The organism is Streptomyces graminilatus (assembly GCF_001418565.1).
GTDB lineage: Bacteria > Actinomycetota > Actinomycetes > Streptomycetales > Streptomycetaceae > Streptomyces > Streptomyces graminilatus.
In genome coordinates this window covers 37,605-60,285 of the sequence record NZ_LIQQ01000032.1, presented here as the reverse complement: position 1 = coordinate 60,285, position 22,681 = coordinate 37,605, and the positions used below count along the sequence as shown (strand labels likewise).

The 22,681-nt window shown below is 70.8% G+C and carries 16 protein-coding genes; 5 read left to right on the top strand and 11 right to left on the bottom strand.

The genetic code is table 11. The features are described from left to right. Positions 1-7: 7 nt before the first annotated feature. The 5 genes from AOK08_RS04320 to AOK08_RS04300 all read right to left on the bottom strand — a co-directional run bounded on the left by AOK08_RS04320 (position 8) and on the right by AOK08_RS04300 (position 4,341). Entirely contained in the window at positions 8-250 is a 243-nt protein-coding gene (locus tag AOK08_RS04320) for a DUF397 domain-containing protein (RefSeq protein WP_055523791.1), read from the bottom strand. A gap of 83 nt (positions 251-333) precedes the next feature. Next, the gene (locus tag AOK08_RS04315; protein ID WP_055523786.1) at positions 334-1,500 is read right to left on the bottom strand and encodes a thiolase domain-containing protein; all 1,167 of its coding nucleotides are present in this window, start codon (positions 1,498-1,500) and stop codon (positions 334-336) included. Further along, complete coding sequence (locus tag AOK08_RS04310; protein WP_055523784.1) at positions 1,490-2,548, bottom strand: thiolase domain-containing protein; 1,059 nt, start codon at positions 2,546-2,548, stop codon at positions 1,490-1,492. The genes AOK08_RS04315 and AOK08_RS04310 overlap by 11 nt, the downstream gene beginning before the upstream one ends. Beyond that, entirely contained in the window at positions 2,545-3,516 is a 972-nt protein-coding gene (locus AOK08_RS04305; RefSeq protein ID WP_055523783.1) for a Zn-ribbon domain-containing OB-fold protein, read from the bottom strand. The genes AOK08_RS04310 and AOK08_RS04305 overlap by 4 nt, the downstream gene beginning before the upstream one ends. 21 nt (positions 3,517-3,537) lie before the next feature. Next, positions 3,538-4,341 (bottom strand): crotonase/enoyl-CoA hydratase family protein, encoded by an 804-nt coding sequence (locus tag AOK08_RS04300; RefSeq protein WP_055523781.1) that lies wholly within the window; start codon positions 4,339-4,341, stop codon positions 3,538-3,540. A gap of 197 nt (positions 4,342-4,538) precedes the next feature. Here AOK08_RS04300 and AOK08_RS04295 point away from each other — a divergent pair, with 197 nt between their 5' ends. The 4 genes from AOK08_RS04295 (at position 4,539) to AOK08_RS04280 (ending at position 10,669) form a co-directional block, all read left to right on the top strand. Continuing rightward, positions 4,539-6,158: an acyl-CoA synthetase gene (locus AOK08_RS04295; RefSeq protein ID WP_055523779.1), complete on the top strand. Its 1,620-nt coding sequence runs from the start codon at positions 4,539-4,541 to the stop codon at positions 6,156-6,158. Between the two features lie 171 nt (positions 6,159-6,329). Further along, entirely contained in the window at positions 6,330-8,429 is a 2,100-nt protein-coding gene (locus AOK08_RS04290) for an alkaline phosphatase family protein (protein WP_055523777.1), read from the top strand. A gap of 256 nt (positions 8,430-8,685) precedes the next feature. Further along, a complete protein-coding gene (gene paaK, locus AOK08_RS04285) occupies positions 8,686-9,981 on the top strand; it encodes a phenylacetate--CoA ligase PaaK (protein ID WP_055523776.1) in 1,296 nt (431 codons plus the stop codon). Positions 9,982-10,105: 124 nt separating this feature from the next. Next, entirely contained in the window at positions 10,106-10,669 is a 564-nt protein-coding gene (locus tag AOK08_RS04280; RefSeq protein ID WP_055523774.1) for a cysteine hydrolase family protein, read from the top strand. A 4-nt stretch (positions 10,670-10,673) separates the two neighbouring features. Here AOK08_RS04280 and AOK08_RS04275 read toward each other — a convergent pair whose 3' ends face one another. Further along, positions 10,674-12,173, bottom strand: coding sequence for an acyl-CoA synthetase (locus AOK08_RS04275; protein WP_055523773.1), 1,500 nt, complete (start codon positions 12,171-12,173; stop codon positions 10,674-10,676). 112 nt (positions 12,174-12,285) lie between these two features. Here AOK08_RS04275 and AOK08_RS04270 point away from each other — a divergent pair, with 112 nt between their 5' ends. Then, complete coding sequence (locus AOK08_RS04270) at positions 12,286-14,739, top strand: penicillin acylase family protein (protein WP_055523768.1); 2,454 nt, start codon at positions 12,286-12,288, stop codon at positions 14,737-14,739. A 108-nt stretch (positions 14,740-14,847) separates the two neighbouring features. On the opposite strand, the gene AOK08_RS04265 is transcribed toward AOK08_RS04270, so the two are convergent. The 5 genes from AOK08_RS04265 to AOK08_RS04245 all read right to left on the bottom strand — a co-directional run bounded on the left by AOK08_RS04265 (position 14,848) and on the right by AOK08_RS04245 (position 22,533). Further along, positions 14,848-16,425 (bottom strand): acyl-CoA synthetase, encoded by a 1,578-nt coding sequence (locus AOK08_RS04265; protein WP_055523766.1) that lies wholly within the window; start codon positions 16,423-16,425, stop codon positions 14,848-14,850. Beyond that, positions 16,422-17,549 carry a nitronate monooxygenase gene (locus tag AOK08_RS04260; RefSeq protein ID WP_055523765.1) on the bottom strand — a complete coding sequence of 376 codons (1,128 nt, stop codon included), beginning with the start codon at positions 17,547-17,549 and terminating at the stop codon, positions 16,422-16,424. The genes AOK08_RS04265 and AOK08_RS04260 overlap by 4 nt, the downstream gene beginning before the upstream one ends. 107 nt (positions 17,550-17,656) lie before the next feature. After that, entirely contained in the window at positions 17,657-19,243 is a 1,587-nt protein-coding gene (locus AOK08_RS04255) for a phytoene desaturase family protein (RefSeq protein ID WP_055523763.1), read from the bottom strand. Between the two features lie 138 nt (positions 19,244-19,381). Further along, positions 19,382-21,619, bottom strand: a complete 2,238-nt coding sequence (locus tag AOK08_RS04250; RefSeq protein ID WP_055523762.1) for a serine/threonine-protein kinase — start codon at positions 21,617-21,619, stop codon at positions 19,382-19,384. Next, the gene (locus tag AOK08_RS04245; RefSeq protein ID WP_055523760.1) at positions 21,601-22,533 is read right to left on the bottom strand and encodes an oxygenase MpaB family protein; all 933 of its coding nucleotides are present in this window, start codon (positions 22,531-22,533) and stop codon (positions 21,601-21,603) included. Before AOK08_RS04245 ends, AOK08_RS04250 begins: the two co-directional genes overlap by 19 nt. Between the last annotated feature and the right edge of the window lie 148 nt (positions 22,534-22,681).

Below are 22,681 nucleotides of genomic sequence, written 5' to 3'. Positions count from 1 at the left end.
CCGGACCTCACGTCAGGTCGAACTCCCCCTCCCGGGCCCCCGACACGAACGCGCCCCACTCCGCGGGCGTGAAAATCAGGGAAGGGCTGTGCGGGCGGCCACTGTTGCGCATCGCGATGAACCCCTCGACAAAGGCGATCTGGACATCCCCGCGCCCACTGCTGCTGGACTGCCAGTCGGCGTTGCTGAGATCCAGCTCCGGCTTGTCCCAGCCCGCGAGCGGGTGCTCCTGGATCGTGCTCTCGGCCACGTCCGTGCTCCTCCCGGTTACGTCGTCCGCCGCCAGCCTAGCCATCGGTTCCTGCCGCCGACAGGCCACGTGAGGGGGACGCTTCAGGAGGTGGGCGGTTCGCTGCCGACGAGCCACATGGAAAAGAACTGGGAGCCACCGCCGTAGGCGTGCCCGAGGACCCGGCGGGCCCCGTCCACCTGGTGTTCTCCGGCCAGCCCGCGCACCTGGAGCGCTGCTTCCGCAAAGCGGATCATGCCGGAGGCGCCGATCGGATTGGTCGACAGGACACCGCCCGACATGTTGACGGGCAGGTCCCCGTCCAGCTCGGTGACCCCGGCCTCGGTGAGTTTCCAGCCCTCGCCCTCGGCGGCGAAGCCGAGGTTCTCCAGCCACATGGGCTCGTACCAGGAGAACGGTACGTACATCTCGACGGCGTCGATGTCCCGGCGCGGGTCGGCGATCCCGGCCTGCCGGTACACGTCGGCCGCGCAGTCCTGGCCCGCCTTCGGCGACACGGCGTCCTTGCCCGCGAAGAGCGTGGGTTCGCTGCGCATCGCGCCGCCGTGCAGCCAGGCGGGCGGGCGTGGGGAGCGGGCGGCTCCGGCGCGGTCGGTGAGGACCATCGCGACGGCGCCGTCCGAGGAGGGGCAGGTTTCGGAGTAGCGGATCGGGTCCCACAGCATGGGCGAGGCCTGGACCTTCTCCAGGGTGATGTCGTGCTCGTGCAGATGCGCGTACGGGTTCAGAAGCGCGTTGCGCCGGTCCTTGTACGCGACCAGCGAGCCGACCGTGTCGGGGGCGCCGCTGCGCCGCATGTACGCGCGCACGTGCGGGGCGAAGAAGCCGCCGGCGCCGGCCAGCAGCGGCTGCTGGAAGGGGATCGGCAGGGAGAGACCCCACATGGCGTTCGACTCGGACTGTTTCTCGTAGGCGAGGGTGAGGACGGTGGCGTGGACGCGCGACCTGACGAGGTTCGTGGCGACCAGGGCCGTGGACCCGCCGACCGAGCCCGCCGTGTGCACGCGCAGCATCGGTTTGCCGACCGCGCCGAGTGCGTCGGCGAGATACAGCTCGGGCATCATGACGCCCTCGAAGAAGTCGGGCGCCTTGCCGATGACGACGGCGTCGATGTCGGCCCACGTCAACTCGGCGTCGAGCAGGGCCCGTTGGGCTGCTTCCCGCACCAGGCCGGCCATGGACACGTCCCGGCGGGCAGCCACATGCTTGGTCTGGCCGATCCCGACGACCGCCACGGGTTCACTGGGCATGACGGGGCTCCCCTTCGAGTACGGCGACCAGGTTCTGCTGGAGACAGGGCCCGGAGGTGGCGTGGGCGAGGGCCCGGTCGGACTCGCCCCGGTGGATACGGGCGGCGGCCTCGCCGATGCGGATCAGCCCGGCGGCCATGATCGGGTTGGCGGCCAGGGCACCCCCGGAGGGGTTCACCAGGACGTCGTCACCCAGCCGGAGCGCCTTCCTGAGGACGACTTCCTGCGAGGTGAACGGCGCGTGCAACTCGGCGGTGTCCACGGGCCGTTCGAAGGCGCCGGCCTTCTCGGCGGCGAGCCGTGTCGACGGTGAGTCGGTCAGTTCGCGGACGCCGAGCGAGTGGGCCTCGATGCGGTGGTCGATGCCCCGTATCCAGGCGGGCCGCTCGCACAGTTCCCGGGCCCGGTCACCGGCCGCGAGGATCACGGCGGCGGCCCCGTCACCGACCGGCGGACAGTCCCCGATACGCAGCGGTTGTACGACGTACTCCCCGTGCGGCACCGAACCCCGTAGCTGGGCATGGGAGTTGGTCCGGGCGTCCGTACGACTCCGGGCGGCAACAGCGGCCAGTGCCGGCTCGTCGGTGTAGCCCTCGTCGATGAGCGCCCGCGCCTGGAGCGCGGCGAGCGCCACGGAGTCCGGCCACAAGGGGGCCACGTAGTAGGGGTCGAGCTGCCGGGTCAGCACGTCACGCACCGAGCCCGGTGAGGACTTGCCGTACGAGTAGACGAGCGCCGTGTCGGTGTCACCCGTCAGCAGCTTGGTCCAGGCCTCGTACAGCGCCCAGGCCCCGTCCATCTCGACGTGCGACTCGGAGATCGGCGGCCAGGCGCCCACCCCGTCGAGCGCCAGGGTGAAGGAGAAGGCGCGGCCGGCGAGGTAGTCGGAGGAGCCGGAGCAGGTGAAGCCGATGTCGCTGGTCTTCAGCCCGGTGCGGTCGAGCACCTCGTGGAGTACCGGCATGAGCATCTCGACCTCGGAGAGTTCCTCGCTGGTGCGCCGGTGATCGGTCTGCGCGAAGGCGACGACGGCTATCTCCCGTGTCACAGCAGCTCCTTGTACGTCTCGTAGTCCGCGTCGGGCTCGCCGGTGGGCCGGTAGTGGTCGGGGTAGCGGCCCCCTTCCGTCCACACCGGTTCCACCCGCAGGCCCATGCGCACCTGGTCGTAGGGGATGCCGCCGATCCGGCCGTGCAGGGCGAGGTCTGCGCCGTCGAGGGCGATGTGGGCGTAGACGTAGGGCACTTCGATGTCGAGGTTGCGCGCCTTGATGTTGACGATGCAGTACGTGGTGACCGTGCCCCCCGGGCCCACCTGGACCTGCTCGGCGGTGCCGACACCGCAGGTGGGGCAGGCGCCCCTGGGCGGGACGTACACCTTCCGGCAGGACGGGCAGCGTTCGCCGACGATCCGCCGCTCGGCGAGGGCGTTGATGTAGGCGGTCTGGGCGCGGCCGGGCGAGTAGGAGTAGTCGAGGCGGGCCTGGGCGACGATGCCGGTCACCATGGACTCGAACTGCCCATCGTGGTCGGCCACTTCATGGCCGCCATCTCCATCTCCATCGCCGTCGCCGTCGCCGTCGTACCGCTCGAAGCAGGCGATGTCCGTGATCGCGCCGGAGCGTTCCGCCGCCCAGCGGATCCGGACGCGCATGCCGGTGTGGACGGCGTCGGGGCCGGGTGCGTCGAGGGCGTGGAGGAGGGCCGTGTCGGCGCCGTCGAGGCGGACCAGGACCCAGGCGAAGGGTGTGTCGAGGGGCTGGCCCCGGCGCGGGGCGTGGTTCCAGGCCCAGGTGGTGACGGTGCCGGTGGGGGCCACCTCGACCAGGTCGCGTATCTCGTCGGCGGTCACCGGGTCGTACTCGACGGGCGGGACGAGGGTGCGGCCGTCGGCGGTGCGGACACCGAGGACGACCTGTTCGCGCAGGCCGGTCAGGAAGGCGCTCTGGACGGGGCCCAGGGAGCGGGTGAAGGGGAATTCGACGACCAGGGGCGCTTTGAGGACTTCGGTGGTCATCCGGGTGTGCTCCTTCGCGGGTCAGGCCCGCCGATAGACGGGCGGGCGCTTTTCGGCGAAGGCTCGGGTGCCTTCCTTGGCGTCGGCGGTGTCGAAGATGGGCCAGCCGCGCTTGAGTTCGGCGGCGAGACCCTCGGTCTCCGTCAGTTCGGCGGTCTCGTAGACGGAGGCCTTGACCGCCTCGACGGCGAGCGGGCCGCACGCGTTGATCCGTTCGGCGATCTCCAGGGCCTTGTCCAGGGCGGTTCCGTCGGGCACGACGTGTCCGATCAGCCCGATCGCGGCGGCCTCCTGGGCGCTGTACGGGCGTCCGGTGAGCAGCATCTCCAGGGCGTGGGTGCGGGGGATCTGCCGTTGGAGGCGGACCGTGGAGCCACCGATCGGGAAGAGGCCGCGTTTGACCTCGAAGAGTCCGAAGGTCGCCGACTCGCCCGCGACCCGGATGTCGGTGCCCTGGATGATCTCGGTGCCGCCGGCGACGCAGTACCCCTCGACCGCGGCGATGACCGGTTTGCGGGGGCGGTGGTGGCGCAGCATCGCCTTCCAGTGCAGGTCCGGGTCGGCCTTGAGGCGGTGGCGGTACTGCTCCCCCTCCTGACCACCGTTTCCGGCCAGGGCTTTCAGGTCCATCCCGGCGCAGAAGGCACCCCCCGCTCCGGTGAGCACGACGGAGCGGACGGAGTCGTCCGCGTCGGCCTCGACCCAGCCGTCGTACAGCCCGACGAGCATCGGCAGCGAGAGCGCGTTCCTGGCTTCCGGCCGGTTGAGCGTGAGGACCAGCGTGGCGTTCTCGCGCCGCACGGTGAGGTGTTCGGTCCCACCCATCGCCCATCTCCCCTCTGATGAAAGAACGAGAACAGGTGAAGAACGAGAACAGGTTGCAGTAGCGGAGGAAGCACTTCAAGGGTTTTCTGACAGGTAGTCAGATTTCTTCGGCGCCGCCCCTTCACAGTTGCCGCGCCCTTTGCTCTGATGACCGGCGAGCCGACAACCGCCAGGGATGCCCGGGGTCAGGAGGAGCGGTGGAGTACAACCTTGCCGACCTGTTCGAGTCGGTCGTGGACGCGGTGCCGGATCGTGCGGCACTGGTGTACCTCGATCACCCCGGTACCGGCGCGGAACGCCGCCTGACCTACGCGGAGTTGGACGCCGCCGCCAACCGGATCGCCCATCATCTGGTCGACAGCGGGATACGCCCCGGCGAGCATCTGGGGCTGCATCTCTACAACGGGGTCGAGTATCTCCAGACCGTGTTGGGGTGCCTGAAGGCGCGAATCGTGCCGGTCAACGTCAACTACCGTTATGTGGAAGAGGAGTTGGTGTACCTCTACCGGGACGCCGATCTCGCCGCCCTGGTGTTCGACGCGGAGTTCACGGATCGGGTGGCGGCGGCACGGCCACGGGCGACCGCCTTGCGGCATCTGATCCGGGTGGGCGAACCCGCTCCCGGGTCAACCGAGTTGGATGCGGTGCCTTTCACCGAGGCCGAGGTGGCCGGGTCCGCGGAGCGGGGTTTCCCGGCCCGCTCGGGCGATGACCAGTTCATCATCTACACCGGCGGGACCACCGGTATGCCCAAGGGGGTGATGTGGCGTCAGGAGGACCTGTTCTTCTCGGGGCTCGGTGGCGGTGCGCCGACCGGGGAGCCGGTCAAGTCCCCGCAGGAGCTGGCCGAGCGGGTCGCGGCCGGCGGTGAGGGGATCACCTTCTTCCCCACTCCCCCGCTGATGCACGGCACCTCGACCCTGACCGCCTTCATCGGCTTCAACTTCGGCCAACGCGTGGTGATCCACCGCAAGTTCACCCCGGAGGACGTGCTGCGCACGATCGAGCGGGAGAAGGTCACCAGTGTGTCCCTGGTGGGCGACGCGATGCTGCGTCCGCTGATCGACGCCCTCAACGGGCCCATGAAGGACACGGACTGCTCAGCCCTGTTCAGTGTCTCGTCCTCCGGCGCGATCATGTCGGACACGGTGCGCGCCGAGTTCCAGGCCCTGGTCCCCAACGTCATGCTGCTGAACAACTTCGGGTCGTCGGAGTCCGGCTTCAACGGTACGGCGACCGAGGACTCGGGCCCCGAGCGCGGCTTCCGTATCCGCGTCAACTCCCGCACACAGGTGGTGGATCCGGCGACCCACGAGCCGGTGGCGCCGGGTGAGGTGGGCAGGATCGCCCAGTGCGGACACGTACCGCTCGGCTACTACAACGACCCGCGGAAGACGGCGGAGACCTTCTTCGAGAAGGACGGCGAGCGGTGGGCGCTGCTCGGTGACATGGCGACGGTCGACGAGGAAGGTGTCGTCACCGTCCTCGGCCGGGGTTCGCAGTGCATCAACACGGGTGGGGAGAAGGTGTATCCGGAGGAGGTCGAGCAGGCGCTCAAGTCCCATCCGGACGTGTACGACGTGCTCGTGGCCGGTGTTCCGGACGCGCGGTGGGGCAACCATGTGGCGGCGGTGGTGGAGTTGCGGAAGGGGGCGCCACGGCCCTCGCTGGAGGACGTCCAGTCCCACTGCCGTACCCGTCTGGCCGGTTACAAGATCCCTCGCCAACTGGTGATCGCCGAGACGATACAGCGGTCGCCCAGCGGCAAGGCGGACTACCGGTGGGCCCAGCAAGTGGCGGCCGGGGCGGACCGCTAGGCAGGGGTCGGTCGCCGGTGGGCGGGGCCGGGGGCAGCGGGCGTACTCTGTGCGCGCGGTCGACGGGTGTTTGAACAGAGGATGACGCAGGGCCGTACGCCAGGTTGGCGGCCCTGCCCTGCGGGCCCGGTCTGCCGTGCCATCAGCGTCTTCGCACGGAAGGACCCTCGGGTGTCGCACCACACGCCCCCTCGTCAACTGCCGGAGACGGACGCGGCCTCGGCCTCACCGGACGGAACCCCGGCCGAGGATGCCTCGACCGCTCCCGCGCCGAACGACCCCGGCCCCGGCGCCCCGGCGGACGTAGAACCTGCGGACGTAGAACCTGCGGACGAGGAAACGGCCGGGGCGACCGGCGAAGCGAACGGGCCCACAACGACCGCGGAGGCGGACGAGCCGGTCGCACACCCCGCATCGGCTCGGACCGCCGACGGCCCGGAGGACGGGAAGGACGGGAAGGGCGGGAAGGGCGAGAAAGCGCCCAACGAGGCCGTCGTCCCCCGCGCGGCTTCCGCCGACGAGGACTCCACCGACGCGGCGGCCTCCGGCTCCACGTCCGCCGGCTCCACGTCCGCCGACGAACCCGGCCCGAGCGGCGGCGCCGCCGCTGCCGTCCGCCCCGGCTGGTTCGGCTGGCGCCGTCGTTTCCCCCGTGCCGCCCGTGCCGTGCGGGTGGGCACGAGCGTCCTGGCCGGTGTGCTGCTGTTCGGCGTGCTCCTCATACCCAACCGCCTCGACCGGATCGCCGTCGACTCGTTCCTCCGGCTGCCCGTCGAGGCGATCTTCCTCGCGGCCGTGCTGCTCGTACTGCCGTCGAGGGCACGGCGGGTCACGGCCCTCGTCCTGGGGGCGTTCGTCGGGCTGTCCACCGTGCTGAAGTGCCTCGACATGGGCTTCTACCAGACCCTCGCCCGGCCGTTCGACCTGGTCTTCGACTGGGTGCTGCTGAACGACGCGGCGGACTTCCTCAAGGACTCCCTGGGCCGGCCGGGCGAGGTGCTCGTGGTGATCGGCGTGATCGTCCTGCTGATCGCCGTTCTCGTGATGAGCGCGCTCGCCATGGTGCGGCTGGCCGACCTGATGGCCAGGCACCGGCCCGTGGCCGTGCGTACCACGCTGGTCCTCGGCACCGCGTGGATCGTCTGCTTCACCTTGGGCGTACAGCCGGGCGGTGTGACGATCGCGACCAAGGGTTACACCCAGTACCTCACCAACCGTGTGCAGTACGTCCGCGAAGGCCTCGGGGACGCCGAGGTCTTCCAGAAGCAGCTCCGCGTCGACGCCTTCGCCGGCACCCCGTCCGACCGGCTGCTGACCGGACTTCGCGGCAAGGACATGCTGTTCACCTTCATCGAGAGCTACGGCCGGGTGGCGATCGACGATCCGGCGATGGCCCCGGAGATCGACGCGACGCTCAAGGCGGGCGACGACAGGCTGAAGTCGGCCGGGTTCGCGGCGCGCAGCGGCTGGCTCACGTCACCCGTGACGGGCGCCGGGAGCTGGCTCGCCCACACGACGTTCCTGTCCGGTCTGTGGATCAAGAACCAGCAGCGGTACCGGACCGTGACCACCAGCGACCGCGCCACCCTCACCAGCTATTTCCAGAAGACCGGTGCCTGGCGCACGGTCGGCATCGTCCCGGGCGTCCGGAAGTCCTGGCCCGAGGGCAAGTACTTCGGGCTCGACCACATCTACGACTCCACGCACCTCGGCTACCAGGGCCCGTACTTCAGCTGGACCCCGGTGCCGGACCAGTTCAGCCTGGAGGCCTTCCAGAAACTGGAGCACGGGAAAAAGGACCGCGACCCGATCATGGCGGAGATCATCCTGGCCTCCAGCCACAACCCCTGGTCCCCCATCGCCCACACGATCGACTGGAACGACCTCGGGAACGGTACGGTCTTCAACAAGATCAAGGAGGAGGGCACGAACCCCACCGAGGTCTGGAAGAGCGCCAAGCGCGTGCGGACCGAGTACCGCAAGGCCATCCAGTACTCCTTGGACAGCGTGACCCAGTGGGTCCAGCGCTACGGCGACGACAAGACCGTCCTCGTCGTCCTCGGCGACCACCAGCCCGTCCCTACGGTCACCGGGGGCACCGCCAACAGGGACGTGCCGGTCACGATCATCGCCCACGACCCGAAGGTGCTGGACCGCGTCGCCGACTGGGGCTGGACGGACGGCCTCAAGCCCGCCGGCAACGCCCCGAAGTGGCGCATGGACCAGTTCCGGGACCGTTTCATGACGGCGTACGGCCCGGCGAAGAAGTGAACAGGTGAAGAACCGAACGACCTGACGGACTCGGCCCGCGTTCCAGCGCGGGCCGACACCCACCGGGCTTCCGGGCCGCCCTCTTGCCCTCGCGGCGCACTCCTGGATTACTGATCACCGACACCTCGACCGAATGATCGGTCGCCCGTGCCGGCCCGATCCGCGGCCCGATCCGCGGCCCGATCCGCGGCCCGATCCGTGGACCGATCGGTGGCCCGTACCGGCGCGGACGGCCGCGATGCTGGGGAGACGCCCGATGGCGGATGCGACGCGCTGGCTGGACGCGGGGGAACGGCTCGACGCGGAGGCCCTGCGCACACTCCAGTTGGAGCGGCTGCGGGCCTCGCTGCGTTACGCCTACGAGAACGTGCCCTTCTACCGCGGCTCGTTCGACGCGGCGGGCGTCCACCCGGACGACTGCCGTTCCCTCGCCGATCTGGCCCTGTTCCCCTTCACCACCAAGGCGGACCTGCGCGACACCTACCCGTACGGGATGTTCGCCGTCCCCCGGGACCGGGTCCGCCGGATCCACGCGTCGAGCGGCACCACCGGTCACCCGACGGTCGTCGGCTACACGGACAACGACCTGTCCCTGTGGGCCGACCTGGTCGCGCGTTCGATCCGCGCGGCGGGCGGCCGACCCGGTGACACGGTCCATGTGGCGTACGGATACGGCCTGTTCACCGGTGGTCTCGGCGCGCACTACGGCGCCGAACGGCTCGGCTGCACGGTGATCCCCGCGTCCGGCGGCATGACGGCCCGCCAGGTCCGGCTGATCCAGGACCTGCGGCCCGGGATCATCATGGTGACCCCGTCCTATCTCCTTACGATCCTCGACGAGTTCGAGAAGCAGGGCGTCGATCCCCGGGGCACTTCCCTACGGGTCGGCATCTTCGGGGCCGAGCCGTGGACGGAGCGGATGCGCGAGGAGATCGAGGAGCGGTTCGCGATCGACGCCGTCGACATATACGGCCTGTCGGAGGTGATCGGCCCGGGGGTCGCCCAGGAGTGCGTCGAGACCAAGGACGGGCTGCATGTGTGGGAGGACCACTTCTTCCCGGAGGTCGTCGACCCGATCACGGGCGAGGTGCTGCCGGAGGGGGCGAAGGGGGAAGTGGTGTTCACCTCGCTCACCAAGGAGGCGATGCCGGTGATCCGTTACCGGACCCGGGACCTGACCCGGCTGCTGCCCGGTACGGCCCGCGTCTTCCGGCGGATGGAGAAGGTCACCGGACGCAGCGACGACATGCTGATCGTGCGCGGAGTGAACCTCTTTCCCACCCAGATCGAGGAGATCGTGCTGCGCACTCCGGGTGTCGCGCCCCACTTCCAGCTCCGCCTGACCCGCGAGTCCCGCCTCGACCTCCTCACCGTCCGGGCCGAGGCGCGACCAGGTGCCACCCCCGAGATCCGGGAGGCGGCGGCCCGCGCGATCGCGGCCGCGGTGAAGGACGGCATCGGGGTCTCGGCGGCGGTGGAGATCGTCGAGCCGGAGTCGCTGGAGCGGTCGGTGGGGAAGATCAGGCGGGTGGTGGACCTGAGGTCGCGCTGACCCCGGCCGACGGGGAGACCAGCGGAAATCAGGGGAAACCAGCAGGTCAGGTGCCGTTGTCAGTGGTGGGTTCTAGTGTGGTGGGTGCGATGGACGTCCGTGCCGAGGAGATGACGAGGTTCCCATGACGACCCTGCCCGACCGCCCGAACAGCGCGCTGCTCATCATCGACGTCCAGAACCAAGTGATGGAGGGCGCGCACAACCGTGACGAGGTCCTCGCGAACATCAACATCCTCGTCGACAAGGCCCGCGCCGAGGGTGCGCCCGTGGTCTGGGTGCAGCACTCCAGCGACGAGCTGAAGACGGGGAGCGAAGGCTGGGAGTACGTGCCGGAACTGGTCCGCCGCGACACCGAGCCCCTCGTCCACAAGAGGTACGGCGACTCCTTCGAGGCCACCGAACTGGAGGACGTCCTCGCCGGACACTCGGTCGGCCGGCTGCTCGTCACGGGCGCCCAGACCGATTGGTGTGTCCGCTCCACCCTGCACGGCGGCCTGGTGCGCGGTTACGACGTGACGCTGGTCAGCGACGCCCACGCCACGGAGGACCTCACGGAGTACGGCGCTCCGAAACCGGCCGAGGTGATAGCGCACACCAACCTCTACTGGCAGTACCAGACGGCCCCCGGGCGTACCGCCGGGACGGTCAGCGCCTCGGAGGCGACCTTCGCCGCCGCCGAGAACTGACCGGTCAGGAACCGGCGAACCGGTCCCGCAACTCCCGCTTGAGGATCTTCCCGCTCGCGTTGCGGGGCAGCTCGTCCACGAACAGAACCCGCTTCGGTGCCTTGAAGTGGGCGAGCTTCTCGCGGGCATGGGCGATCAGTTCGGCTTCCGTCACCTCGCCGCGCGCGACGACGACCGCCGTGACCGCCTCGATCCAGCGCTCGTCGGGAAGGCCGACGACGGCCGCCTCGGCGACCGCCTCATGGGTGTACAGGGCGTCCTCGACCTGGCGTGAGGCGATCAGGACGCCACCGGAGTTGATGACGTCCTTGACCCGGTCGACGACGGTGTAGAAACCGTCGGCGTCCCGGACGACCAGGTCACCGGAGTGGAACCAGCCGTCGCGGAAGGCGGCGGCCGTCTCCTCGGGCTTGTCCCAGTAGCCCTCGCACAGTTGCGGGGACCGGTAGACGACCTCGCCGGCCGTGCCGTCCGGGACCTCCTCGCCGTCCTCGTCCACCACCCGCGCGTCCACGAAGAGCACCGGATGCCCGCAGGAGTCCAGCCGGCCCTTGTGCTCGTAGGGTCCGAGAACCATGGAGAGGGGGCCGATCTCGCTCTGGCCGAAGCAGTTGTAGAAGGCGAGCTTCGGGAGCCGCTCGCGCAGCCGCTCCAGCACCGGGACCGGCATGACCGACGCCCCGTAGTACGCCTTGCGCAGTCCGCTCAGGTCTCGGGTGGCGAAGTCGGGGCGGCCAGCGAGGGCGATCCACACGGTCGGCGGCGCGAACAGGCTGTCCGCCCGGCCGGTCTCGACGAGGTCGAGGATCGTGTCGCCGTCGGGTGCGTCGAGGATGACGTTCGTCGCGCCCACCGCGAGATACGGCAGCAGGAACACATGCATCTGGGCCGAGTGGTAGAGCGGCAGCGAGTGCACGGGCCGGTCGCCGGGGCTCAGGTCGAGGGCGGCGATCGCGCTGAGGTACTCGTGCACCAGGGAGCGGTGCGTCATCATCGCGCCCTTGGGCAGCGCGGTGGTCCCGGAGGTGTACAGCAGTTGCACCAGGTCCTCGGTGCGCGACTCGGAACCGTCGTAGGGCTCGGTGTCGGCCAGCCGCGCGAGGAGCGAGCCGTCGGCGTCACGGAGCGGCAGGGTCCGTACGCCGTCGGGGAGCCGGTCGGCGAGGTCCGGGTCGGCGAGGACCAGCGTGCTGCCGGACTGCTCCACGATGTAGGTGAGGTCGTCGCCGGTCAGGTTCTGGTTGACCGGGACGTGCACGAGGCCGGCGCGGGCGCAGGCGAGGAAGGCGATCAGATAGGCGTCCGAGTTGTGGCCGTAGGCGCCGACCCGGTCGCCGGGGTTCAGGCCCTCGGCGATCAGTACGCCCGCCGCACGGGAGACGGCCTCGTCGAGTTCCTCGTACGTCCAGTCGCGTTCGCGGTACTCGACCGCCATCCGCGCCGGAACGCGCTGGGCGCTGCGCCGCAGCACCCCATCAACCGTGCTCCCGTATTGCTGCGTCATAGTCCATGATCCTCGTTCCGTCACCGAACGAGGTCAAGCACCGGCGGGGGCCAGGACACATACCCGCTGGTACGGTCAACCGACCCTTCCCTCAATGACGTTGGGAGGCACGATGCGCACCCGCACAAGACGGCTCGTCGTCACTGCCGTCGCATTACTCACCGCCACGACAGCACTGCCCGCCGCCACGGCGCAGAGCGCGCCGTCACAGACAGCACGGGCATCACAGATGTCACACGTGTCACAGGTGTCACAGCGGCATACGTCCCACGGTGGGCTGTCCGCCGTGATCCGGTACACCGAGTACGGCATCCCGCACATCGTCGCGAAGGACTACAAGAACCTCGGCTTCGGCAGCGGCTGGGCGCAGGCCGCCGACCAGGTGTGTGTGCTCGCCGACGGTTTCACGACCCTGCGCGGCGACCGCTCGCGCTGGTTCGGTCCCGACGCCGGGACCGACCACTCACTCTCGGAGGCGTCCGACAACCTCTCCAGCGATCTGTACTTCCGTGGAGTGCGCGACAACGGCACGGTCGGGCGGCTGCTCGCCCAGCCCGCGCCGCAGGGCCCGAGCAGGGCCGTCAAGGACCTGATGAACGGCTGGGCGGCCGGCTACAACGCGTGGCTGAAGCAGAACAAGGTCGAGGACCCGGCGTGCGCGGGCGCCGCCTGGGTACGGCCGGTGACCGGTCTCGACGTGGCCACCCGTGCGTACGCCCTCGCGGTGCTCGGCGGCCAGGGCGACCTCGTGGACGAGATCACCACCGCACAGCCGCCGGCCGCGTCCGCCCCGGGCGCGAAGTCCGCTCTCCCGAGCGCCGCTGCCGCCGCCAAGGGCGCGCGCGAACTGTTCGGCATCTCCGACATGGGTTCCAACGCCGTGGCGTTCAACGGCAGTACGACGGCGGGCGGCCGTGGTCTGCTGCTCGGCAATCCGCACTACCCGTGGCAGGGCGGACGCCGTTTCTGGCAGTCCCAGCAGACGATCCCGGGCGAACTGAACGTCGCGGGCGGCTCGTTGCTCGGCTCGCCGACGATCTCCATCGGCTACAACGCGAACGTGGCATGGAGCCACACCGTCTCGACCGGTGTGCCGTTCAGCCTGCACCAGTTGAAGCTGGACCCCGCCGACCCCACGACATACCTGGTCGACGGCAAACCGGAGCGGATGACACGCCGTTCGGTGACCGTCCCGGTGAAGGACGGCGCGCCGGTGACCCGCGTCCAGTGGTGGACCCGTTACGGACCCGTCGTCCTCTCCCCCGGCACCGGCCTCCCCCTGCCCTGGACCACCACGACGGCGTACGCGCTGAACGACCCGAACTCGGCGAACCTGCGGTTCTACGACACCTCGCTCGGTTTCAGCAAGGCGCGCCGCACCGCCGACATCCTCGACTCCCTCGACCGGCACCAGGGCATTCCCTGGGTGAACACCGTCGCCGCCGACTCCTCGGGGCACTCCCTGTTCACCCAGTCGCAGGTGCTCCCCCGGGTCACCGACGAGTTGGCGGCGGCCTGTTCGACGCCGCTCGGCAGGGTCACCTATCCAGCGGCGGGCGTCGCGGTCCTCGACGGCTCGCGCACCGACTGTGCGATCGCCGACGACCCGGACGCCGTGGCGCCCGGGATCTTCGGGCCGTCGCGGATGCCGATCCTGAAGGACACGCCGTATGTCGAGAACTCCAACAACAGTGCGTGGCTGACCAACCTGGACCGGCCGATCACGGGGTACGAGCGGATCTTCGGACCGGTGCGTACGGACGTCTCACCGCGTACCCGTGGTGCCGTCGCCGATGTGGCGGCGCTGGCCGCGAAGGGCGGGCTGACGGTCGCGGATCTCCAGCGCCACCAGTTCACGAACCGTTCGACCACGGGCGCGCTGGCCGCCGCCGACGCGGCCCGGGCATGCGCGGCCCTGCCGGGCGGTACGGCAACCGGCAGTACCGGTACGGCAGTTGACGTCAGCGAGGCGTGCGGGGTGCTGGCGTCCTGGGACCGCACCATGAACAGTGACAGCCGGGGCGCGCTGCTCTTCGACCGGTTCTGGCGGAAGCTGATGGGCGCCGTGCCCTCCGCGCAGCGCTGGAAGGTGCCGTTCTCGGTGGCGGACCCGGTCGGCACCCCGAACACGCTCAACACGGACGCGCCGGGGTTCACCAGGGCGCTCGCCGACGCGGTGACCGAGCTGCGCGGCGCGGGCATCCCGCTGAACGCCCGGCTCGGGGACCACCAGTACGTGGTCAGGAAGGGTCAGCGTCTGCCGCTCGGCGGCGGCACCGAGTCCCTGGGCGTGTGGAACAAGATCGAGCCCGTGTGGGACACGGCGAACGGCAGCTACCGGGACAACGCGTTCGGGTCCAGCCACATCCAGGCCGTGGGCTGGGACGGCAGCCGCTGCCCGGTGGCCCGCACGCTGCTGACGTACTCCCAGTCGTCGAATCCGGACTCGCCGCACTTCGCGGACCAGACGCGCCTGTTCTCGACAAAGAACTGGGTCACGGCGAGGTTCTGCGAGAAGGACATCCTGGCGTCGCCGACGCTGCGGGTGGTCCGGGTGCACGGCTGACGGACACACGTATGGACGCCATACATGTGTGATGTGTGATGTGCGGTCTGGTGTGGTCCCGTCCCGTTGTCGGGGCGGGACCACACCACGGTCGACGCCTGCCGCCGCTCACACGGACCGCGTACGGCCTTCCCAGTACGGGTCGCGCAACCGGCGCTTGTACAGCTTCCCGTTGGGATCGCGGGGCATCCGCTCGATGAAGGCGACGCTCCTGGGCCGCTTGTATCCGGCGAGCCGGCTCGCGCAGTGGGCGAGGATCTCGGCGGCGAGCTCGGGACCCGGCTCATGTCCGGGCGCGGCCTCCACGACCGCCTTGACCTCCTCGCCCCAGTCGTCGTGCGGGATGCCAAAGGCGGCGGCGTCGGCGACGGCGGGGTGGGCGAGCAGGGCGGCCTCGATCTCGGCGGGGTAGATGTTGACCCCGCCCGAGATGATCATGTCGATCTTGCGGTCCCGGAGGAAGAGATAGCCGTCCTCGTCGAGGACGCCCAGGTCGCCGACGGTGAAGAAGTCGCCGATGCGGTTCTTCCGGGTCTTGCCCTCGTCCTTGTGGTAGGCGAAGCCGCCGGTGCTCATCTTCATGTAGACGGTGCCGAGTTCGCCGGGAGGCAGCCGGTTGCCGTCGTCGTCGAAGATCGCGAGTTCGCTGATCGGCCAGGCCTTGCCGACCGTGCCGGGCTTCTTCAGCCAGTCCTCGGCTGTCGCGAACGCCCCGCCGCCCTCGCTGGCCGCGTAGTACTCCTCGACGCAGTCGCCCCACCAGTCGATCATGGCCCGTTTCACATGGTCGGGGCAGGGCGCGGCGCCATGGATGGCGTGCCGCATCGACGACACGTCGTACGCCCGCCGCACCTCCTCCGGCAGGGCGAGCAGCCGGTGGAACTGGGTCGGCACCATATGGGTGTGTGTGCACTGATGGGCGTCGATGACGCGGAGCATCTCCTCCGGTGTCCACTTGTCCATCAGCACCAGTCGGTGCCCGATGTGCAGGGACGCGCCCGCGAACTGGAGTACGGCGGTGTGGTAGAGCGGTGAGCAGACGAGGTGCGTGTTCCCGCCGAACGGCATGATGCCGAAGATGGCGAGGAACCCGCCGAGGTACGTCTCCTCAGGCGGCTTGCCCTGTAGGGGGCGCCGGATGCCGCGCGGGCGGCCCGTGGTGCCCGAGGTGTAGTTCATGACCCAGCCGAGGGTGCGTTCGCCGGGCGGCGATTCGGGCTGTCCGTCGAGGAGTTCGGCGTACGGCCGGAATCCGTCGACCTCGCCGACCGCGTACCGCCGGTCCGCCGGGAGCCTGGCCTCGTCGGCGGCGGCGCGGGCCGCGTCGGCGAACCGCTCGTGCGCGATGAGCACCTTGGCGCCGGAGTCGGAGACGATCCAGGCGATCTCGGGCCCGACGAGGTGGTGGTTGACGGGGACGAGGTAGAACCCGGCCTGGGAGGCGGCGAGATACGCGACGAGGAACTCGACACCGTTGGGCAGGACCACGGCGAAGGCGTCACCGCGTCCGAGTCCGGCGGCGCGCAGCCCGTGGACCAGCTGGTTGGTGGCGGCGTGCAGGCGTCCGGCGGTCCACTGCTCACCGTCGGGCGCGACGAGGACCGTACGCTCGGGGTCGGCGGCGGCCTGCGCCCAGAATCCGTTGAGGGACTCGACGCCCGATGTTCCGCTCGCTGTATCGCTCACGGCTGGTCGCCCCTTCCGTCGGCGGTGCGTCCCGCGATCTCGTTGACCCTGTTCACGGCTTCCTCGAAACCGCTGGTCAGGTCGTCGAAGACGGCCTGGACGCTGCGCTCGCTGTTCATCCGGCCGACGATCTGGCCGACCGGTGTGCCGAGGAGCGGTGCGACCTCGAACTTCTGGATGCGCGAGACGGCGTCGGCGACGAGCAGGCCCTGCAACGGCATGGGGAGGGTGCCGGGTCCGTCGGTGGAGTCCCAGGCGTCGGTCCAGTCGGTGCGGAGCTGACGTGCGGGTTTGCCGGTCAGGGCGCGGGAGCGGACGGTGTCGCCGGACCCGGCCGCGAGCAGCTTCCGGGTGAGCGCGGCCGAGTGCATGTCGGCCTCGGTGACGGTCAGCCAGAGGGAGCCCAGCCAGACGCCCTGGGCGCCGAGGGCCAGCGCGGCGGCCACCTGTCGTCCGCTGCCGATTCCGCCGGCGGCGAGGACGGGCAACGGGCCGACCGCGTCGACGACTTCGGGGGTCAGCACCATGGAGGCGATCTCGCCGGTGTGACCGCCGGCCTCGTAGCCCTGGGCGACGACGATGTCGATGCCGGCCTCGGCGTGCTTGAGCGCGTGCCGGGCGCTGCCCGCGAGGGCCGCGACGAGCACACCCTGATCGTGCGCGCGGGCCACGACATCGGCGGGCGGCGAGCCCAGCGCGTTGGCCAGCAGTTTGATCGGGTAGTCGAAGGCCACGTCGAGCTGGCCGCGGGCGACCTGTTCCATCCACCCCGTGATGCGCCACCCGGCCGCGTCGCCCTCGGCCAGCTCGGGCACGCCGTACTTGGCCAGGGTGTCCCGGACGAACTGGCGGTGCCCCTCGGGGATCATCGCCTCGACCTCGGCCTCGGTGACCCCTTCGACCTTCCGGGCCGGCATGACCACGTCCAGGCCGTACGGGCGGCCGTCGACGTGCGCCTCGATCCAGTCCAGGTCGCGTTTGAGGTCGTCCGGGTCCGTGTACCGGACCGCGCCGAGCACCCCGAAACCCCCGGCCCGGCTGATGGCCGCGGCGACGGCGGGGAACGGCGTGAAGCCGAAGACGGCGTGCTCGATGCCCAGTTTCCTGCTCAGCTCCGTCTGCATGGCGGCAGGATGCCGCAGTCCTCCGGACGAGGGAAGACCTTTTCTGATACACCGTCAGATTCTTGGCCACGGAGGGCCGGGCGCGCCTGACCGCGATGGCGGCCGGTTCAGCCCTCGTCCGTCTCCAGTACGGCCATGGCGGCGTTGTGCCCGGGCACCCCGCTCACGCCACCCCCGCGCACCGCGCCCGCCCCGCACAGCAGGACGTTGGCGTGCCCGGTCTCCACGCCCCAGCGTCCGGTGTCCTCCTGGGCGTAGGGCCAGGTCAGGTCACGGTGGAAGATGTTGCCGCCGGGCAGGCGCAGGTCGCGTTCGAGGTCGAGAGGGGTCTTCGCCTCGATGCAGGGACGGCCGTCGGCGTCGGTGGCCAGGCAGTCCGCCAGGGGCTCGGCGAGGTGGGCGTCGAGCTGGGCGAGAGTGGACTTCAGCAGTTCGTCGCGGACGGCGTCGTTGTCGCGGACGAACAGTCGTGCGGGGGTGTGCAGGCCGAACAGGGTCAGCGTCTGGTAGCCCCGCTCGACGAGGTCCGGGCCGAGGATCGTCGGGTCGGTGAGGGAGTGGCAGTAGATCTCGGACGGCGGCGCGGCGGGCAGCTCACCGGCCGTCGCCTGGGCGTGGGCGGCGGCGAGTTGCTCGTACCCCTCGGCGATGTGGAAGGTCCCGGCGAACGCCTCGCGTGGGTCGACGGAGGTGTCCTTGAGCCGCGGCAGCCGGGTGAGCAGCATGTTCACCTTGAGCTGGGCGCCCTCGGCGGGGCTCGGCGGCGTGTCGCCCGTCAGCGCGGCCAGTTCCTGCGGCGAGGCGTTGACGAGGACGTGCCGGGCACCGACCACCCCCTCCCCGTCGGCCGTCCGGTACGTCACCTCGGCGGCGCGGCCGTCCGTGTCGACCCGTACGGCCTCGTGGCCGGTGGCGAGCACGGCGCCCGCGTTCCGGGCGGCGCCGGCCAGCGCGTCGGTGAGGGCGCCCATGCCGCCCACGGGCACGTCCCAGGCGCCGGTGCCGCCGCCGATGACGTGGTAGAGGAAGCAGCGGTTCTGCCGGAGGGAGGGGTCGTGGGCGTCGGCGAAGGTGCCGATGAGCGCGTCGGTGAGGACGACACCGCGTACGAGGTCGTCGGCGAAGTTCGCCTCGACGGCGGCGCCGATCGGCTCCTCGAAGAGAGTGCGCCAGGCGTCCTCGTCCCCGATACGGCGGCGGAGCTCGTCGCGGGTGGGCAGCGGCCCGGTGAGAGTGGGGAACACCTTTTCGGCCACGTGGCCGGTCATGCCGTAGAAACGCTGCCAGGACTCGTACTCGCGTTCCCCTCCGGTGAGGCGCGCGAAGGCCTCGCGGGTGCGGCGCACGCCGCCGCCGACGAGCAGCCCGGTGGCCCGTCCGCCGCGTTCCACGGGGGTGTACGAGGAGACTGTGCGCCCGCGCACCCGGAAGTCCAGGCCGAGATCGCGCACGATCTTCCGGGGCAGCAGGCTGACCAGGTAGGAGTAGCGGGACAGCCGGGCGTCCACCCCGCTGAAGGGGCGGGTCGACACGGCGGCGCCACCGGTCGTGGCCAGCCGCTCCAGGACCAGCACGGACTTCCCGGCCCGGGCCAGGTAGGCGGCGGCGACAAGACCGTTGTGACCACCACCGACGATCACCGCGTCGTATCGGTCGCGTACGTCGGATCGTCCGGGGCGCTCATGTACGGGCATGGTCCTTGGTAACACGCGATGATCACCTGGGCCAGACCGCGCGCCCCTCTAGGGCGCGCAGCGCCCCTAGAGGGGCGCGGGGAACTGCGCGACCAGCCACGACGGCGCCGCAGCAGACCCTCAGCCCAACCGTGCACCTCAACCGCCGGAGGCCCGCTGCTGCTGCCGGAGCACAGCCACCCTCCGGTACAGCTCAACGGCCTCGGCGCCCCGCCCGAGCTGCTCCAGGCAGTGGGCCTCGTCGTTGCGGCTGGCGAGGGTGTCGGGATGGCCGGCGCCGAGCACCTGTTCGCGGGCGGTGGCGACCCGCCGGTACTCGGCCAGGGCGTCGGGCCAGCGGCCGAGCCAGCCCAGGCCGACGGCCACCTCACGACGGCTGACCAGTGTGTCCGGATGGTCCGCGCCCAGGGTCCGCTCCCGGATCGCGCACACGTCACGGGACTCGGCGAGCGCCTCCTCCCAGCGGTCCAGGCGGCCCAGGTTGACGCCGAGACCGTGCCGGGCGCGCAGGGTCTCGGGGTGCGTGGGGCCGTTGACGCGGGTGCGGTCGTCGATCAGGTCGCGGTACAGCTTGAGGGCCTCCGTGCTGCGGCCGAGCCGCCCGAGGCTGATGCCGACCTCGTAGCGGGCCGCGAGGGTGTCGGGGTGGTCCGGGCCGAATGCCTCGGCGCGTGCGGCGGCGACCTCCTGGTATGTCCGCAGGGCTTCCGGCCAGCGCCCCAACTGGCCGAGGGCGTAGGCGACCTCGTACTGGGTGACCAGTGTGTCCGGATGGGCGGCGCCGAGCACCCGGGCGCGCGCCGCCGCCACCTCGCGGGCCATGCGGTACGAGTCCTCCAGGCGCCCCAGACGGCTCAGGTTGAAGGCGAGGTTGTGGCGGCAGCGCAGGGTGTCCGGATGGTCGGGGCCCGTCGTGCGCTCCCGGGCGGCCAGGACTGCCGTGTAGGCCTGGTGCGCCTCGAAGTGGCGGCCCAGCTGGCCCAGGACGTACGCCGTTTCCTGCCGGGCGGCCAGCGTGTCCGGGTGGTCGGCGCCGAGCACCCGTTCGCGTTCCCTGGCCACATGGGTGTACTCGCGCAGGGCGTCGGCGGCGCGGCCGGTGCGGCTGAGGGTGAAGCCGATCTCGTAGCGGCTGGCGAGGGTGTCGGGGTGGGCGGGGCCGAGGACGTGTTCGCGTTCGGCGGCGACCGCGCGGTGCACCTCGCCCGCCTCGGCCCAGCGCCCGAGGCGCCCCAGGCTCAGGCCGGCGTTGTGCCGTCCGGCCAGTGCGGTGAGTGTCTGCGGCGAGGGAACGGGCGGCAGTTGCGGTACGGGTGCCTCGGGGCGGCCGGTGGCCGGGCGGGCGGTCCAGTCGCCGGTGAGGCCGGCCGCCGGGTCCGGGGGCAGGGCGCGGATGCCCGCGCCGGTCGCCCTGTGGCCGCCTGTCATGCCCCGGGTCCAGGACGGCAGCCGGGGTTCACGGGCGGCGGGTTCGGGCGGCGGGAAGTGGGGTCGCGGGGAGACGACGGTCGGCACGTACAGCGGGGTGGCGCGGCCCGCGCCGATCCGGCGGGCCAGCTCCCGTGCGTCACGCGGGCGTTCGTCGGGATGCTTGGCGAGGAGCGCCAGGATGATCCGCTCCAGGAACTCGGGGATCTCCGGGCGGTGGCCGCGCGGCGGCTCGGGCGGGGTGTCACGATGCCCTATGAGGACCGCCCAGGCGTCGTCCAGGTCGAACGGCGGTGCCCCGGTGGCCAGTTCGTAGAGCACACAGCCGAAGGAGTACAGGTCGCTGCGCTGGTCGACCTCGGCGCCGCTGATCTGCTCCGGCGACATGTAGTGCGGGGTGCCCATGGCGATTCCGGTGCCGGTGAGCCGGGAGGTGAAGCCGATGTCGTGGCCGAGACGCGCTATGCCGAAGTCGCAGATCTTCACCGTGCCGTCGGACAGCCGCATGATGTTCGCGGGCTTCAGGTCACGGTGGACGATGCCCTGTTCGTGGGTGTAGGCGAGGGCGGCGGCGACCTGGTCGGCGATGTCGACGACGTCCGGGACGCGCAGCGGATGGTGTCTGTTGTCCTCCAGGAGCTGGCTCAGATTGCGTCCGTCCAGCAGCTCCATGACGAGATAGAGCACCCCCTCGGACTCGCCGAAGTCGTGCACGACGGTCACCCCGCGATGCTGCAGCGCGGCGGCGACCCGCGCCTCGCGGCGGAAGCGCTCGCGCAGTACACGGGTGAAGGATTGGTCGTGGTGCGGCCCGAGCGGCTTCAGGCATTTCACGGCGACCTGCCGCCCGAGCGACTCGTCGCGGGCGCGCCACACTTCCCCCATGCCGCCGCGCCCGATCAGATCGATCAGCCGGTACCGGCCCTGGATCAGTCTGGTGTCCGCCATCTCGTACTGCCGCCCCCGGTCCTGTTCGCCTCCCCCGGCCCGTCCAGTATGGCGAGCCGTCCTCCGACTTTGTACGGCGCGGGGCGCGAGCCGGGGCCGAGGCGTGACATGGCCCGCAGGACGTGTTTGGGCGGAAGCTGCCGGCGAAGACGTGCGGGAACACAGCGCAGGAGGGTGCCGGTGGCACGCAACTGCCGGGTCACGGTGGCCGGTTCGGCTGCCGCTCTGCCGTACAGCTCGTGGGCGTACGGCGGCAGAGAGGCGTACGCCAGCCGCGCCACGCGCCGCCACAGCACCTCCCGCGCCGGGACGAGCAGCGGATGCGTCGGTGGACGGCGGAGAAAGTCGTCCACTTCACGTGCCTCGGCTCCGACGGCCAGCTCGGGCCGCGTCTTGTCGAAGTACGCGCGCATCTCGGCCTGGCTCGCCGGTACGGCGCCGGGGTCGAGGCCCACCAGACGGGCGCTGACCAGGTGTTCTCGGATGTACTGGTCGGCGTGGGCGTCGGTAACCGGGTATCCGGAGCGACGCAGGACGTGCAGATAGGAGTCGATCTCGGCGCAGTGCACCCACAGCAGCAGTCCGGGTTCGTCGACGCCGTACCGTTCCCCGGTGTCCGGGTCGACGGCGGACAGCATGCGGTGGATCTTCCGGACGCGGGCGCCCGCCTTCTCGGCCGCGTCCTTGGTCCCGTAGGTCGTGGTGCCGACGAAGCTCTCGGTGCGCATCAGCCGGCCCCAGGCGTCCTTGCGGAAGTCCGAGTTCTGTACGACCCCGCGCACCGCGCGCGGATGCAGCGCCTGGAGGTACAGCGCGCGGATTCCGGCGACCCACATCATGGGGTCGGCGTGCAGTTGCCACGTCACGGAATCCGGGCCGAACAGTCCCGGGTCACCTCTGTGTTCGCCGTCCACGCCGCCTCCCTCGCAGGGCTGCCCGGCGGGGCACGCCCGCCGCCACGACGTCACCCCGCATCCTTCCCCCGGCGCCCCAGGGTCATTCGGGCGACGGGCCGTGATGGTACCGGGCCCGGGTTCGGCCGGCGTTCCCGGGGCCGGGCGG